This is a genomic window from Yersinia sp. LJYL362 (assembly GCF_048323875.1).
On the sequence record NZ_JBLWEX010000290.1, the window covers coordinates 1 to 14,913 of the forward strand.

The window sequence follows — 14,913 nt, forward strand, 5'->3', positions numbered from 1 at the left end:
AATAGAGCGCTATCAGAATATTCGTATTAAGAAAGTTAAAATAGCTGATCGCATCGCCAAACTGATCACTTGACAATACCAAGACCAACACTTCTGGAATAAGAAAGGTCAAAATAACAAATAAAACAAGAAAAGTCCCAAATTTAGCCAATCGCATCATACTGCTCCTTTGTAGTATTCAAAATCCATAATTATAACGTATAGTACACGATTATTAACAATCAATGGAATGCTAGTTAATGAATGTTTCTATTTATTTAAAAGAAAAACTAAATGCAGATAGGATGTTATCACTCTGACTAGATCGTGGGATACAAGAACCCATAAGTTCTGCCAAGGGAATAATCAAGAGTGTATACAATGGAGTTGAGAGAACCAGCTGGTATACATCTTGTTTTTTTGAAAGATATACAATTGATTGTTCACACTGCCCCCCATGACTATCCTCGCTCGATGAAAATGCTTCCTATTCCCTATGACACATTTTTAAAAATTTCATGACCGAACCCAAAACGGTTATTACCTTATATACTCATTTCCCACCTCCCTTGAAGGAAATTTTCATATGGTCTAAATAAATACGCAGCCCCTATTAATAAGCCATTTTGGAATATACCGATCAAAACCTTCGACTTTACAGTATTCTTTAAAGCTGCTTAGCGAATTTACATTCACTTTTGCGTATATCAATTGCAATTTATTTTCTATAGTACGTTTAGAAAGATTTAGTCTTTCTCCTATTTCTTTAGAATTAAGGGATTGCAATAAGTAAAATATCACCTCTAGTTCTTTTTTAGTGAAATCATTTGTAGGGGGGGACATTACCAGAACTGGTGGTATTTTCTTATTAAATAAGTCATATAGAGAAATAAAATTAAATTTTGTTACATGAAATATTGTACCGATACATTCTTTTTCGTTATCAAGCAGAGGATATTTTTCGCAAAGCGTATGTTCCTGCCCCCACAAGCAAGTCTGAATCATAGCCACACGTTTCTTATCCATTTCAACTTCCCGATCTTGCTTTTGTAACTCCGGCGTAAACTCTGCCCACTGAGCCGGACATTCATTATCTAAACGGCCTTCAATACTAAAACTAATGAGTAATTGACTAAATTTAAGGGTGGCTTTATTTACATACATAAATCGCGATTCACAATCTTTCACCCCCCATGGCTCTTCATTATTTTCCATAAATGATAAGAGCGAGCCGTAGGACCCATTACATTCATCCTTAGAACCAATTATTTTTTTGTGATTGATTTTATCTATCATTATTAGTGCCTCTATAAGTTATACATACTCTATGGGTACATGAATAATTAATAAAGTAGTAAAGTAGATGTCACAACAGTATTATTTTAAAATCATGATTTTTTCTTTATAATACAAATTATCCAATAAATAGTGCTGGCAATAATTAATGAATTAAATGATGGAATACCAAAATCAATATTCACACCGCCGATAGTTCCCATAACACAAGATACGATAGCCTTCCAACCAATTAATTCCGTTGATTCAGGCAATGTCTGCATCAGGCGAGAGGTATCAAGCAATTTGCGGCTGGTACACAACACATAATAGTCAACCAGCATGACACCAGAGATTGGTGGAAATACAACACCGAGCAGAGTGAGAAAATCAGTAAACCTATCTAAAATTCCTACCATTGATAAGATGGTTCCCACAATACCGAGCAAAACAGTCAGCCAAGTTCGACTCCACCTGTTACCCGTTATTCCTTGTACCACGTTTGTAAGGGCTAGCGATGAAGAATACAAACAAACATCATTGATCTTGATGGTAGCAAGAATAACTGTAAGCAACCCAATCCACCCAGATGTTTGGATCATAATTGTCACCACATCGTCAGTGTTGAGAGCATGCGCAATCAATATGGCGATACCATTGACAATAAATTCTCCTACCAAGATGCAGATCATCGTCATCCAGAATACATGCCTGCTATTTTTACAAAAGCGGCTAATGTCAGGTGTCATTAATGCACCGACAATGTATCCCCCTGCCACCATTGTGGCACCAGCAGCAATAGTAGTAGGTGGCCCAGTAGGAGTGACGACGGCCAGATCAGCAATATTATGCCCTGCTAGCAGATTTAACGAAATCCAGAAAATTGCCAGAAAAAAGAGTGGCACGGCTAGTTTTGCTGTCCAGCTAAGCGCTCTGAATCCAAATGCAACCAGTATTGTAAATACTATCCCAGTGATAGCAGCAGCCCAACTAAAACTAATCAAATCCCCCAACATGTGATTCAAACTATCTGCGAAAACCGCATTTAATATACCAAACCAACCAAGGAGGCTAATCGCTATTCCGCTGCCAATAATAACCGAGCCGAAACGACCAAAACCACACCAACGAGCCAATAGACTAATTGATAGCCCCTCACGAGCGCCTGCGATACCAAGTCCGAGGCTAACAAATTGGAGCAGTAAACTTCCTAAAAAGGTAGCCAACATTGCTTGGTTAAACGTCATCGAATGCCCTAATGTCGCACCTAACATAAATTGAGCTAATGTTGTTATTGCACCCACTCTGACCAAATTAACTGATATAAAACTTGATTTGGCGGATAAAGGCAAACGACTCACAGAATAATCGTCACCGAGGAGATGGAGTCCATTCATTCATTCTTCTCCTTATATTTTATTAATGTGTATATAATATATTTATGGATATTGAATAATATATTTTTTAGATAAAAGACTTGCTAGAAGATCATAAGATAAGTAACATAAAAAAGATTAAAAATAAAGTTATACTTTATCAACAAAGGCTAATTAACTTCATATTTTAATATAATCATATAAATAATTTAATATGAGAATTATATGTGCAAAAATAACCAACACCTTCGTCTTCCAGATGAAATCCCGCCGCAATTAAGGTTGTTATGGGATAGCAGTGATGAGGCATGGGGATTCAAAGATCTTGATTCGCGCTATTTGCACGCTAATATCCCATTTCTCGAACTATTAAATCTATCACCCAAATTTAGTATTAAAGGTTTGTCAGATGGTGATCTACCCCATCCTTCTTTTACGAAATTTTCATCCCAATTCAGAGAACAAGAGCAACTAGCGGCGATAACTAAAAAACGAATATCTTCAATTGAGATACATTATTTTGGCCGCGAACAAAAATTACAGCCTTATCTTTTCGATAAATTTCCACTTTTAAACAGTAAAAAAGAGTGTTTAGGTATTATTTTTCATGGCAAAAAAATGGATTTTCTCGCAGGTGAACAATATATTAACCAAGAGTTACCTCTTACATTATTATTTGAAAAACCAGATGATTTTTTTACTGATGAAGAATTTGATGTGGTTTTTTATTTGCTACAAAATGCTAGTAATAAAGCTATCGCCCAGAAACTAGCGCTTTCTGAGCAGAAGGTTGAAGGCTATCGAGGTGAAATTTACCTTAAAGCACGCAGTGATTCATTCTACGATTTTAAAAAATTTTGCAAAAAAAATGGTTATAGCCATTATGTTCCCCAAAAGTTCCTTGAACCTAGCTCCATAATTATTCCTAATTCAGAATGGAATATTGATAATACCGAGCGAGCAGTAGAAAAGAATTAGTCCAATAGTTGAATACTGCAAACATCGTAATTAATATCTATATATCATGCAGTTGCTTCACTGACGTAATTTTTTGCACTATTGCCTAATAAATCCATTGTGGTGGTATGGGGAAATCGGAATTCACGGTACCCGAATAGGTATATAACGTTGGCAATAACGAAAGTAACAACAACACTCTGAATCATCGTTCGATTTTACCTTTCATGATTTGAAAGCTTAGAGGATCTCCGACCTTAGCTGCGCCCTATACGATAAACAGGCAATTTCAGAGCACAAGAATACAGCCCAGACAGCCCAGACAGCCCAGACAGCCAAGTATGATAGAAAAATTGCGATAGTGCCTGTCGTAGGAGATCAGAAAAAAATATTCTGAAAGGATATTATGAAAAACGTTTTCAGGCACAAAAAAACCGCCTCTCGGCGGATAACGACATACTCATACTACTTTGTTTTACTTAGATTTGTTTCCATGGTGCCCGGGGCGGGACTTGAACCCGCACAGCCATAAGCCGAGGGATTTTAAAAACTCTTAGGACAATCTGCAAATCAATCACTTACGTAAAATCAGTGAGTTACCAAACACGATAGCGGGTTAGTTTGGGTTGTTGTGGGTATGGTAGTCACGAACATTGATATTACGCATCATGTATGTGACCGTTTATCCTCATCATCATATCGTAATGAGCCTGATGACCATTGTTATAGAATATATTCTTAAATATTACAGAGTAACTCTCTCTAGCTATTTCACCTGAATCAATAAATAAATCATCTTGTAGCGAATGAGATCCATCATGAACCCATGAAATTAATGAGCGACAAAGAAATTTATCATCACCTTCAAATTTATCTGCGAGATTATTAATATCAATATTACCAAACATTTTGAAATAATTTTCAAGAATTCGTCTCATCACATTTTGGAGTGATGAAACACTTATATTCTCTTGTTTTACTTCATTCCATAACAACTGATATGATGTTTTAATTGGATTGTCTTTGTAGTTTTTAACTATACTATTCTTATTTTTATCCTTCCTGACAATCCAAAAAGTTTCATTATCTTTTAACTCCTTACCTCCGTTGTAAGTCACTTCCTTGTGGAAATATATGTTATGAGTTAATAATAAAATCTGCTTTACATCACTTTCATTACCCCTAACCTTATTAATAATATTTCTAATAAGAGTACTTACAATAAAAAGAACATTACTATCTAAACTAGATATTGGATCATCTATCACAACCACCTTATCCTCAGTGATAAACCCTTCACCGACAGCACCTTGAACCATCCCTAAAAAATACAAAAATGTTATAAATGTCTTTTCGCCCTCACTTAATGTGTTTGCAACATGATGACCGTCATCTCTTATTATTTTATAGAATCCAGATTCTTCAGATTCAGTTAATTTAAAATTAGTAAAGCCAAAGTTGGACAACATATCATTGATAAATTCTTTGGTAGGAACAATACTTTTTATGCTTCCTTCTAGATTGCTAATTTTTATTTTTGATTCATCTATAAATTTTTTAATATTATTTATTTTCGCATCTAACTTTATAATAATTGAACGGTCTATTTGTGTTTGCTTGATATTAACATCAATTAAGTCTTTTGATTTCTCGTAGAGATATCTCCAACATTGCTTTGTAATAATATCTCTCAATGGCTGGATGTTATCTATTGTGAGATTATAATTTTCAGCTGCATCATTACAATTTTTTATTGTGCTATTAATTTTTTCAACGGTAGAGTGTGTTGACTTCAACTTAATAATAATGGTGGGTTCCGAGATCTTATTGTCTATCAAATTTATATTGTAGTTAAATATCTCTTTAAACTCATTTCCTAAAGCGGATAATTTTTCCATGCTGATATAGTAATTTTCTTTATGCCCTAAATATTTCTCAAGAGTAGAAACAACATGACTTCTATATAGCAAGTAACTTTCCTTTACTCCACTTAATTCATTAATTTTATCATCAAATGTTTTGTCAAAAAAATCCTCTATATCATTTTTGAATTTCTCACTAACTTTTTGTTGACAAAATGGACAATTATCATTAGATGTTTTAAGGTACTCCTTACCCTTTAAAACCCAATCGCTGTTATTAAGGTAATTAATTAGATTAGATATATCTACATTATTTTTCCCTACTATAGACTGTTTAAATATTTCTTTACCTTCAATTTCATCTGAACTATTTACTAAACATTCTAGTATCTCTATTTTTTCTGGTTTTGATCTAAAAAAGGTAGTGCATTTATTTTCAAGCTCCTCAATCTCTAATAATTCCTCTGCATTATCAATTTGATTCATTATTTTATTAAAATAAAGATCTTTGCTACCTCTAAATCCTTGCAGAGCATCTTTTATTTTTTCATCATACTTTCTCCTAATATTCCAAAGTGCATCTTTCAGAATAGCCTCTGCACTATCAAGCTTGTTTTTTGATTTCTCTAATGTCTCATTATCATTATTTAATTTTTCAGAATTATTTTTTATTTTTTTATTTTCTATTTTTATTGATTCTCTAATATCAACGTTTTCGGTACCTAAAGTGAATACACCTTTTATACTCTCACTTTGAGCAAAGTTATCCCTAACGAAATCTCTATTATATACTAGTACCTTCTTCCTTTCTGAAGTCCATTCAATCAAGCATTCATTATAGGCTTCAGGGGTTCTTAAAATATTGGATATTGTCGTTTTTCCACACCCATTGGCTCCATAAATATAATTAATCACCCCTAAAGGTCCTAAATTTTCAGGTATAGACCCATAACTTGCTACATTTGAAACCAATACATTTCTTATCATTTATATAACCCATCTAAAGCCGATCATATGGATTCAAACTCACTGCCGCTTCTAAATGATCCGGTGCAAAGTGGCTGTAGCGCATGGTCATTTGGATAGTGGAGTGCCCGAGGATTTGTTGCAGTACTAATATATTGCCGCCGTTCATCATAAAATGACTGGCGAAAGTATGGCGTAGAACGTGAGTTAACTGGCCGGTAGGTAGCACCAGTTTAGCCCGGTCGATAGCTTGACCGAATGCATCATAGGCATTGACGAATAAGCGCCCTTTCATCTTTGGAATCAGTTTATGCAGTTCCGCAGAAATAGGGACTGTACGGTTCTTTTTACTCTTGGTGTTGATATAGGTAATTTTATTTGGCATCACCTGAGCTTGTCTTAGTTGCTCCGCTTCACTCCAGCGCGCACCGGTAGCCAGACAGAGACGAACGATGATACCGAGATCTTTGTTGCTGGAACTGTCACACTCATGCAGCAGACGCTTAATATCGTCCTCATAAAGGAAAGTTAATTCGTTTTCACTTTCACGAAATAACCTGACGCCATCCAGCGGATTCGCATGATTCCAATGCCCTAGCCTTTTCAACTCATTAAAAACAGCTCGCAGATAAGCATGTTCGCGGTTGACCGTTGCCTCTTTTGGCGGTTTAACGATTCCGTGTTTTGGCTTACGACTAAACTCACCGGCTAAACGCTGCTTGCGGTATTTGGCGAACACTTCCCGGTCAAAATCAGCAACAGCAGGATCGCCCAAGTTATCACACAGGATATTGAGTTTATCTAATCTTGCTTTACCGTCACTCAAAGAGCGCCCGTGGAGTTCATACCACTGACCGACCAATGTTTTTAACCTCTGCGCGGCAGTCTCTGCCTGTGTGTAGTCAATATCCAGATCACCACGTTGCGCTAACTGCTCACGTTCAAAGCGCAACGCCTCACCGCGAGTAACAAAGGTTTTCCTAACCCGCTTACTGTCACGGCCATCTGAGTAAAAATCACAGACCCACTTCCCGTTGGGTAACTTCCGTACTGCCATAAATAAGTCCTCAAGAATAATCCCTTGGGCCTATTTACTGTATATAAAAACAGTAGTCAATGTTTGATATGCAACACGACAAACATCTGATTAAAAACTAACGTGTACAGGTTTTCTTTGATTTACTGATAGAGTCATCATTACAGACAAATTTCCCCGACCACTTTCGCTAATATGCGGACATCATTAACTGGCCAATTGACATCATTGATTCGCCATACATCACCCGGTAAACGAACAATATTGCTAATCGAGGTCACTCCTGCTTTTTCAATCAACCAAAGGCCGTCAGCAACATTTTTAAATTGGCGTTCGACCAAGAAATAGCGTTTCTGATTAGAAAGCGAAATTAGCTCAGGTTCAATGGTCTGTGCAGACAACAATTCTGAATCAAGCAATACAGGGGATGCATCTATCAGCAAGCCATCGTCAAGGTTTTTACGAGTAATAGATTTTGCGGTTTCCTGTGATCCAGATTTAACCGGCTCCCGAGGTTCCCCCTCACCGGTTGCAAGCCAATGCAATGAAACACCTGTTTCTAAAGCACAGAGCACAATCTCTTTGCCCGGAAAATAATCACGTTTGATCCAAGTGCTGATTGTTCCCGTTCCGGCCCCTAAATAAGTAGCTAATTCTCTTTGCACCTTTAAATTATAGGCTCGCATCATTCTTTCTACAGCCGCAATTCCTCCGCTCAAACGCTTTTCATTCACGATGGTAAAAAACTCCTTTTCATGTTCGCACCCCATTATTGTTTTAGATAAATCTCATAATGGTGATCAATAAGCTGCAATTTCCCCAACAACTTTCGCCAATATGCTGACTTCACTAACCGGCCAATTGACATCATTGATTCGCCATACATCACCGGGTAAACGGGTAAGCTCACTGATAGATGCCACTCCCGCTTTTTCAATAAGCCACAGGCCATCAGTGATTTTCTTGAATTGATGCTCAACCAGAAATGAACTCTTGGCATTAGGTGAAGAAATTAACTCAGGTTCATCTATCAGTACTGGAAGTAATTCAGGATCAAGTAATACGGGGCTGGCATCGGTTAACAATCCATCAACCAACTTTCTATGCTGAATTAATTTAGCATGTTCTTTTTCATTAGTAGCTTTGTCGGCTTCCCACGGTTCACCCTCCCCAGTTGCTAACCATTGTAAAGATGCGCCCGTTTCAAGAGCGCACTGAACAATTTCTTTGCCGGGAAAATACCCACGTTTAATCCACGTGCTTACTGTTCCATGACCAACACCTATTTTTCCTACAAGCTCACGTTGCGTTGAAAAACCGTAGGCTTTCAATAACCTATCAACAACAGCCTGTCCGCCACTAAAAATCATTCAATATTCCCGCCGAAATAATATTGACTCGTACGCATTTGAGGATTAAATTCCTCATTATTGTACGTAGACACAAATTAACCCGCATTAACCACACATTACAGGATGCACCATGATGCAAAACCTTGCAATCACAGTAACCTCTCCTTATTTATCCCTGCCCGAGTTCTCAAAATTGAGCGGGATCCCTTATGAAACCTGCCGTGGCATGGTGAAAGATGGTCGTCTACCTATCCGCCAGAAAGTTCGCAAAATGGAAAAGGTTCTCGTAAATATGATCGCTCTCACTAAAGAAGCGGCAAACCAGTAATGTTCGATGTTCAAATTTGCCAACTAATTGTCGGCATATGTGAGGAAGTAAGCCATGTTTGATTTTTCAGTGTCCAAACATCCGCACTTTGATAACGCCTGCCGCCAGTTTGCGTTAAAGCACAACTTAGTCGAGCTGGCAGCAAACGCAGGGATAGCGGCGCAGGTTCTACGTAATAAATTGAACCCCGATCAGCCGCACCGTTTGACCGTTGACGAGCTGTTACGCATTACCGACCAGACCGAAGACCCAACGTTATTAGACGGTCTGCTGTCACAAATCAATTGCATGCCATCTGTGCCAGTCAATGAAGCCTGCCCCGGCAATATCCCGACTTATGCGCTACATGCTACTGCCGCCGTGGGTTCTATTGCAGCCGCTGCGGTACAAGGTAATCACAAAACAGCATTCAGCAAATCTGCTCTGCTGGACAGCGTCAATACTGCGATTCGTCATCTGTCTCTGATTGGCCTGACAGTGCAAGCGCGCATTCAATCAACCCCTGCGCTTGCTTCAACCGTTGATGTTATTAGCGGCTTAAGTGCTGTCGCTGGTTTGAGTTGAGGTGTTTTTATGATTATTTCTATTGCTCCATTGTTGAAACAGCAAAACCCGGTAAACCTGCGCCATTTCGGCCATGGCGTGCTGGAGTTAAAGAACGGCCAGCGCTGGAAGCCGGGAAGTAATCAAAAGGCGCTTTTACAAGAATTGTCCTCTGAAAAGAAGACGCTAATATTACGCCGTCTGCTCGGGTGTTGATTGGGGGATATATGCTGCAATTAACGGAAGCTGAAAAATTGAGAATGACGGGCATTGCTCGTATTGCTGAAATTAAAGAAAAATATTTACGTAATAGAAAGAATATTGCTCAGGAGGCTTTTGATAAGTCACCGGCACATTTGCGTAAAACAATTTGCTTTCATGCGGGGTTAAAAAGTCGCCATGTGAATATGCAGTTTTCAGAATTAACTCCAGCAGAAAGAGAAAGTGTAGTTGAAGCGTTGAATTATTTAATTGAGTTTACTCGTTCGTTGCCGTCATTTGTCAGTAATGATGACTGCACGTTGAATATTATTAATTAACCATAAACACAATACATGGCGTTTTACTCGCCGGGTTTCGTATTGCCTAAAAACAGGAATTATCTATGCAGAATACAACCCAAAATATATGGATGGGCGTAGACCCGGCCAAGCCGGGCAGTGACCGCTCAGTCACAATGATGTCAGTTGAATCAATGGAGCTAATGCTCAATGAAGCGCGCAGGGATGAAAGAAAGAATCAGGCCGCGCTGGTTTCATTTCGTTTGGATGAGATTGCTAATCAAATCCTAAACCGAGAATTGAACGGTGTAGAGGCGGCGGAGCTGCTTAATCAAATAGCCGAGGGAATTCTTAACCAAGCGCAGGCGCAACACTGATGACTGCCGAAATTATCATTGATGCTCGTTACGCAATTACTTTGTGTGAGCCAACCAAAACTCTAGGACGTATTCCAAACCTCGTGCTTAACGAGATTAGATTCACCAAAGAGAATGAGAGGGTATTGGTGGTAATTGCTCATTATCCGACAAGAGTTAGTTTGGTAAGTGATTTAATTCATCATCGTATTTATCGTTCAGGCATTAATTCTATTTCGGCGTTGGTTGAGGAAACTAAACGCCTTGCTGAATTATGTGAGAAAGGATTTAAAGATTTTCACTCTCCTAACTTATTACCTAAATAAAGGATTTATTATGCATATTAAAATCGGTGAAAAACACGTTGTTACTTCTGACAGTCTGCAATTTATTCTTAATGAAGTAAAAGTAAGCCAAAAAGGTAAAAGTGAGGGGCAGGAACGTTTAGAGCCAATTGCTTATTATCCAACTATTGCCCAACTAGTTGAGGGATTAATAAAGCGCAATATAGGTGAAGCGCAGATTAATAGTTTTGCATCACTTGGGAATGAAATTGGTCGTATCGGTAAACTGTGCCAAGAAGCCTTTTCAGCCAAATGACAGATTCAATCCGTGGCCGCATTACCCCAACTCCGCCGCTGCCTTATCCGGGCAGCGGCGCTGCTGTTCCTGCTTACGCCTACCCCGGCAGTAAACCGCGCCAAACCTTGCCCGGCATTCAAAGACCGCTTACCCGTGAACAACTGATTCAGGGGCAAGCAGTTTTAGCCAATATCCATAATCTGCCTCATTTCCTGCGTAGCCAGTTTATTTCTCGCTATCAATACCTGTTAGCCAATAAAGGGCTAAACGACGCTAATAAATGGCTGGTGTTTGTCTTTGACCAGCGTATCTGGCCGCGTATTCAGGTGGTCAATAGCAAAAATGTTATGCGCCTCAGTGCATCAATGAGCTTTTCCATTGATGCACCAACCTATGCCAGCCTAGCGGGTATGCATGATAAAGAGCTGCGCCGCTTTGCCCGCAAAATCGGTGATGAGCTAATGGTGGCGTACAACCATCATTGTGATGAATGCATTAAGGCTAATCAGGGGGACAGGGCCGTTTTATTGCAGGCCGATACGCAGGTACGGATATTCGGCGATCTTGCCAGAATGGCGCGCGCTTTTAATATCACCCCAATGCACTGGCGCAAATATCTGAAAGGCCGGTTAGATATCACGTCTGCTATCGCCAGTCTGTCACGGCTGGTTAATCCCGAATGGTGGGAGCGCAAACTCAAAGCGCAGAGAACACGCTGGCGGGAGGCGTTATTGATTGCTGTCGGTAATGTCAGCCGTGATAAGTCAGCGTCTTCTTATGCCAGTAAGCAGGCTATCCGTGAGGTGTTTGCGCGTCGCCAGTCTAATCTGGAATATCTCAAAAGCTGCCAGTTAGAAAACATTGAAACCGGTGAGCGCATCGACCTGATTGATAAGGTGATGGCGAGTATTTCTAATCCGGAAATTCGCCGTATGGAGTTAATGAACACCATCGCTTTCACGGAAAAATATGCGGCCGATCAAAAGCACGTCGGTATATTCCTGACCATCACCACCCCGTCAAAATATCACCCGACCCGCGTTGTGGGGAAAGGCGACAACGAGAAAGTCCAGCTTAATCATAAGTGGAATGATGAAGCCTATTCACCCAAAGACGGCCAGCGCTATCTCTGCAAGATTTGGAGCAAAATGCGCACCGCCTTTAAAGACAACGAATTAAGCGTCTACGGAATGCGTGTGGTTGAGCCACACCATGACGGTACACCGCACTGGCACATGATGCTGTTTTGCCAACGCCGCCAGCGCCAGCAGGTAATCGACATCATGCGCCGCTATGCGTTGAAAGAAGATAGTGACGAGCGCGGAGCCGCTAAATATCGCTTTGAGTGCAAGCACATGAACAAAGGTGGGGCCGCTGGCTACATCGCTAAATACATTGCCAAGAATATCGACGGCTATGCGCTTGAGGGTGAACGTGATCATGAAACCGGTGAGCTGCTGACTGACTCCGCTGCGGCGGTAACAGCGTGGGCGGCAACGTGGCGCATCCCTCAATTTCGCCCGATTGGGCTTCCCTCCATGGGAGTCTATCGCGAGTGTCGCCGTATCCGCTCTATTAGTCTGGCCGAGACTTTCGACGAAACCGTGGAAGCTGTGCGCCATGCGGCTGACGAGGGTGATTTTGCTGCCTACATCATGGCGCAAGGTGGCACTAATTGCGGCAACCAGACCGTCCGGTTAGCCAAGCGTGTCGCCGATGAACTCAACGCCTACGATGAAGAAGTACAGAAAGTCGTCGGTATCTATGCGCCGCATTTAGGCGCTGACAATATTCATGAAACCCGCACAACCCAATGGCGCATCGTTGCTGGTGCCGTTGACGTTGAGCTTTTGACTTTGAAAAGCGCCTCTGGCGCGCCTCGGAGTCCTGTCAATAACTGTGGGTTAGGTGGAAACACTCAAGCGCAAAATGACCCCAACGGGCAGGCTAAAACGCCTGTGATGGCGATGGAATACCCACCGGACGCCGTTATTGATTGGTCGGACACTGCCGCCGTGAGGGCGATTGTGGCCCGCGTTAAAGAGAAACAGCCAACGATAAGCAAGATGCAACGCAGTTATGACCCCACCAAGGGCCGACTTATTGCGCCATCCGCCCGTTTAACCCGCGAAGAACGCCAGCGCATCCCCCAAATCCGCAACGATTTACTGTTGAAAGATATCAGCGCCCAACGTTGGGAACTGGAATCGTTAGCCCGTGGGGCAAAAATGGCTGTTGGTGATGCGGTGATCCATTACCCGGCACTGTCCGACTGGCTGGAATTCGATGATTAATCTACCTGAGAGAAAAACCATGACTAAAACCGCTGCAACTACCCGCAAACAGGCACAGCGCCAGCGTGATAAATCTGCCGGTATCAATGAGATTCGCGCCCGACTGGAGCCAGAAGAATACGCGATGCTGACCGAGGGCATGACCGCCCGGCGTCTGTTCCGGCCAGCCTACGATTTACCGGAATATATCGCGCTGCTGATTCGGCAAGATAACCAGCGACTAAAAGAGCAACTGGCTGAACTGGGTAAACAACGTTGCGGCAAATGTGGCGATACCTTGCCGGGTGATCCGAATGGATGTTGTTTACGCGGTGAGGCGGCATGTTGGCAGACCAAAGGTATCAACAGCCTATTAATAAACGCAACTAAACCATTGTGACGCGTCACATAGGATTATTTTTACAACATATAGCGCGTCACAATCATCTGATTAGGCTAAATAACTGCATACAGTATTGACCTATATAATATTTTAATTAATACTGTACATAAATACAGTATAATAAGGAGCCTGCATGGAACCCGTTGATAAAAGAGAACTAACGCTATCAAGAATTAAATTTATTGCTGAAGTTTCACAAGTTGCGCAGTGCAGTAATAGTGAGTTTCTTGTCGCCATGTCGTTGATATCAGACCTGACCAGCCAGATAGTCGCGAACCAAAATTATGATGAGATTTTCTATAACGCCGACGGTAAAAAATCGCACTGATAAATCCCCCATAAAATGATGCATGTGTGGCCTCCCATCGTGATTTGGGTCATGCATGCATATAGTGCATGATTCCGCATGTTGATCCCCTCCCCTATTTCCCCTGTTAGCGCCAGTTCCGGCGCGGATCTCAATGGATCATGCAAGTGCATGAAAAGCGACCTACAAAGCGCGCAGGCGTGGCGGGGATAGCATTGCGCGCAAAGGGTTTTGATACCCTTATTTATCGATCTTGAGCGGGCCGTGGTACTGCGTTCGGTTGGGTTAGGACTCAATGAATGTTCATGGGGTACGAGGGCGTGACGGGCGTCTGGTGACGTCTGGCGTGCGGGGTTGGAATCGCTACTTTTCAGGCATGAAAAAGCCGCTCGGTTCGGCGGCTATGGTGTTCAAAATTATCAGTTAACTATTTGTAAACCTGAAACGCCGCCAACTTATTGTCATCCGTAAACTGTGCAGCAACAACGCCGTCTTTGACCAGTGAATTAATAATTCCAAGCGCGCCAGTCATGTATTTGCCTTTAGACATACCGCAAGCTACTTCAGAGCCATGGGCTAATGCCGCGTTACATTCTACTCGTTGCGATACCAGTGCAGTAATACAATCTGGGTCAAGTGACAACGCTTGATTAAGGATATCAACAGCCAATTGTGCTGTGATTTTTGGGTTAGTTTGTGCTTCCATAATTATTCCTTGTTTCGCTTTGTATTTTTGCGGTGGCTGCGGCGGTGGCGCGGGCCTCTTCACTGTGTCACCGGGTTTGTATGGTGGTGGTGTTGGCGCTTTACATCCCATG

At 41.2% G+C, this 14,913-nt stretch carries 18 protein-coding genes; 11 read left to right on the forward strand and 7 right to left on the reverse strand.

Annotated features, from left to right (window positions below):
* Nucleotides 1-570: 570 nt before the first annotated feature.
* Both ACNSO8_RS19980 and ACNSO8_RS19985 read right to left on the reverse strand, forming a co-directional pair.
* Nucleotides 571-1,272 (reverse strand): LuxR C-terminal-related transcriptional regulator, encoded by a 702-nt coding sequence (locus tag ACNSO8_RS19980; RefSeq protein WP_418395672.1) that lies wholly within the window; start codon nt 1,270-1,272, stop codon nt 571-573.
* A gap of 95 nt (nt 1,273-1,367) precedes the next feature.
* A complete protein-coding gene (locus ACNSO8_RS19985) occupies nt 1,368-2,651 on the reverse strand; it encodes a cytosine permease (RefSeq protein ID WP_418395644.1) in 1,284 nt (427 codons plus the stop codon).
* 204 nt (nt 2,652-2,855) lie between these two features.
* On the opposite strand from ACNSO8_RS19985, the gene ACNSO8_RS19990 reads away from it, so the two are divergent.
* Nucleotides 2,856-3,608, forward strand: a complete 753-nt coding sequence (locus tag ACNSO8_RS19990) for a PAS domain-containing protein (protein ID WP_172653706.1) — start codon at nt 2,856-2,858, stop codon at nt 3,606-3,608.
* Between the two features lie 638 nt (nt 3,609-4,246).
* On the opposite strand, the gene ACNSO8_RS19995 is transcribed toward ACNSO8_RS19990, so the two are convergent.
* The 4 genes from ACNSO8_RS19995 to ACNSO8_RS20010 form a co-directional block, all read right to left on the reverse strand.
* Nucleotides 4,247-6,436 carry an AAA family ATPase gene (locus tag ACNSO8_RS19995; RefSeq protein WP_418395645.1) on the reverse strand — a complete coding sequence of 730 codons (2,190 nt, stop codon included), beginning with the start codon at nt 6,434-6,436 and terminating at the stop codon, nt 4,247-4,249.
* Nucleotides 6,437-6,449: 13 nt separating this feature from the next.
* On the reverse strand, nt 6,450-7,472 hold the full coding sequence (locus tag ACNSO8_RS20000) for a tyrosine-type recombinase/integrase (RefSeq protein ID WP_418395646.1): 1,023 nt from the start codon (nt 7,470-7,472) through the stop codon (nt 6,450-6,452).
* Nucleotides 7,473-7,612: 140 nt separating this feature from the next.
* Nucleotides 7,613-8,185, reverse strand: a complete 573-nt coding sequence (locus tag ACNSO8_RS20005; protein ID WP_418395647.1) for a phage repressor protein CI — start codon at nt 8,183-8,185, stop codon at nt 7,613-7,615.
* A 66-nt stretch (nt 8,186-8,251) separates the two neighbouring features.
* Nucleotides 8,252-8,821 (reverse strand): phage repressor protein CI, encoded by a 570-nt coding sequence (locus ACNSO8_RS20010; RefSeq protein ID WP_418395648.1) that lies wholly within the window; start codon nt 8,819-8,821, stop codon nt 8,252-8,254.
* A 112-nt stretch (nt 8,822-8,933) separates the two neighbouring features.
* Here ACNSO8_RS20010 and ACNSO8_RS20015 point away from each other — a divergent pair, with 112 nt between their 5' ends.
* The 10 genes from ACNSO8_RS20015 to ACNSO8_RS20060 all read left to right on the forward strand — a co-directional run bounded on the left by ACNSO8_RS20015 (nt 8,934) and on the right by ACNSO8_RS20060 (nt 14,116).
* A complete protein-coding gene (locus tag ACNSO8_RS20015; RefSeq protein WP_080343458.1) occupies nt 8,934-9,131 on the forward strand; it encodes a DNA-binding protein in 198 nt (65 codons plus the stop codon).
* Nucleotides 9,132-9,185: 54 nt separating this feature from the next.
* The gene (locus ACNSO8_RS20020; RefSeq protein WP_011192229.1) at nt 9,186-9,695 is read left to right on the forward strand and encodes a phage regulatory CII family protein; all 510 of its coding nucleotides are present in this window, start codon (nt 9,186-9,188) and stop codon (nt 9,693-9,695) included.
* Nucleotides 9,696-9,704: 9 nt separating this feature from the next.
* Nucleotides 9,705-9,890 carry a phage filamentation protein Fil family protein gene (locus ACNSO8_RS20025; protein WP_418395649.1) on the forward strand — a complete coding sequence of 62 codons (186 nt, stop codon included), beginning with the start codon at nt 9,705-9,707 and terminating at the stop codon, nt 9,888-9,890.
* Nucleotides 9,891-9,901: 11 nt separating this feature from the next.
* Entirely contained in the window at nt 9,902-10,213 is a 312-nt protein-coding gene (locus ACNSO8_RS20030) for a hypothetical protein (RefSeq protein ID WP_408553874.1), read from the forward strand.
* Between the two features lie 65 nt (nt 10,214-10,278).
* A complete protein-coding gene (locus ACNSO8_RS20035) occupies nt 10,279-10,551 on the forward strand; it encodes a DUF2732 family protein (RefSeq protein WP_020282760.1) in 273 nt (90 codons plus the stop codon).
* A complete protein-coding gene (locus tag ACNSO8_RS20040; protein WP_418395650.1) occupies nt 10,551-10,856 on the forward strand; it encodes a DUF5405 family protein in 306 nt (101 codons plus the stop codon). The genes ACNSO8_RS20035 and ACNSO8_RS20040 overlap by 1 nt, the downstream gene beginning before the upstream one ends.
* Before the next feature lie 10 nt (nt 10,857-10,866).
* Entirely contained in the window at nt 10,867-11,130 is a 264-nt protein-coding gene (locus tag ACNSO8_RS20045; protein WP_020282762.1) for a DUF5405 family protein, read from the forward strand.
* On the forward strand, nt 11,127-13,406 hold the full coding sequence (locus ACNSO8_RS20050; protein ID WP_418395651.1) for a replication endonuclease: 2,280 nt from the start codon (nt 11,127-11,129) through the stop codon (nt 13,404-13,406). The genes ACNSO8_RS20045 and ACNSO8_RS20050 overlap by 4 nt, the downstream gene beginning before the upstream one ends.
* Before the next feature lie 19 nt (nt 13,407-13,425).
* Nucleotides 13,426-13,785, forward strand: coding sequence for a hypothetical protein (locus ACNSO8_RS20055; protein WP_418395673.1), 360 nt, complete (start codon nt 13,426-13,428; stop codon nt 13,783-13,785).
* A gap of 136 nt (nt 13,786-13,921) precedes the next feature.
* A complete protein-coding gene (locus ACNSO8_RS20060; RefSeq protein ID WP_019079161.1) occupies nt 13,922-14,116 on the forward strand; it encodes a hypothetical protein in 195 nt (64 codons plus the stop codon).
* 406 nt (nt 14,117-14,522) lie between these two features.
* On the opposite strand, the gene ACNSO8_RS20065 is transcribed toward ACNSO8_RS20060, so the two are convergent.
* A complete protein-coding gene (locus ACNSO8_RS20065) occupies nt 14,523-14,912 on the reverse strand; it encodes a hypothetical protein (protein WP_418395652.1) in 390 nt (129 codons plus the stop codon).
* Between the last annotated feature and the right edge of the window lies 1 nt (nt 14,913).

Bases quoted from the DNA above. Each gene is read 5' to 3' on its own strand.
- ACNSO8_RS19990 (WP_172653706.1), top strand. From the start codon at position 2,856: ATGTGCAAAAATAACCAACACCTTCGTCTTCCAGATGAAATCCCGCCG.
- ACNSO8_RS20025 (WP_418395649.1), top strand. From the start codon at position 9,705: ATGATTATTTCTATTGCTCCATTGTTGAAACAGCAAAACCCGGTAAAC.
- ACNSO8_RS20040 (WP_418395650.1), top strand. From the start codon at position 10,551: ATGACTGCCGAAATTATCATTGATGCTCGTTACGCAATTACTTTGTGT.
- ACNSO8_RS20045 (WP_020282762.1), top strand. From the start codon at position 10,867: ATGCATATTAAAATCGGTGAAAAACACGTTGTTACTTCTGACAGTCTG.
- ACNSO8_RS20015 (WP_080343458.1), top strand. From the start codon at position 8,934: ATGATGCAAAACCTTGCAATCACAGTAACCTCTCCTTATTTATCCCTG.
- ACNSO8_RS20030 (WP_408553874.1), top strand. From the start codon at position 9,902: ATGCTGCAATTAACGGAAGCTGAAAAATTGAGAATGACGGGCATTGCT.
- ACNSO8_RS20035 (WP_020282760.1), top strand. From the start codon at position 10,279: ATGCAGAATACAACCCAAAATATATGGATGGGCGTAGACCCGGCCAAG.
- ACNSO8_RS20065 (WP_418395652.1), bottom strand. From the start codon at position 14,912: ATGGGATGTAAAGCGCCAACACCACCACCATACAAACCCGGTGACACA.
- ACNSO8_RS20050 (WP_418395651.1), top strand. From the start codon at position 11,127: ATGACAGATTCAATCCGTGGCCGCATTACCCCAACTCCGCCGCTGCCT.
- ACNSO8_RS19985 (WP_418395644.1), bottom strand. From the start codon at position 2,651: ATGAATGGACTCCATCTCCTCGGTGACGATTATTCTGTGAGTCGTTTG.
- ACNSO8_RS20060 (WP_019079161.1), top strand. From the start codon at position 13,922: ATGGAACCCGTTGATAAAAGAGAACTAACGCTATCAAGAATTAAATTT.
- ACNSO8_RS20020 (WP_011192229.1), top strand. From the start codon at position 9,186: ATGTTTGATTTTTCAGTGTCCAAACATCCGCACTTTGATAACGCCTGC.
- ACNSO8_RS20000 (WP_418395646.1), bottom strand. From the start codon at position 7,472: ATGGCAGTACGGAAGTTACCCAACGGGAAGTGGGTCTGTGATTTTTAC.
- ACNSO8_RS19995 (WP_418395645.1), bottom strand. From the start codon at position 6,436: ATGATAAGAAATGTATTGGTTTCAAATGTAGCAAGTTATGGGTCTATA.
- ACNSO8_RS20010 (WP_418395648.1), bottom strand. From the start codon at position 8,821: ATGATTTTTAGTGGCGGACAGGCTGTTGTTGATAGGTTATTGAAAGCC.
- ACNSO8_RS20055 (WP_418395673.1), top strand. From the start codon at position 13,426: ATGACTAAAACCGCTGCAACTACCCGCAAACAGGCACAGCGCCAGCGT.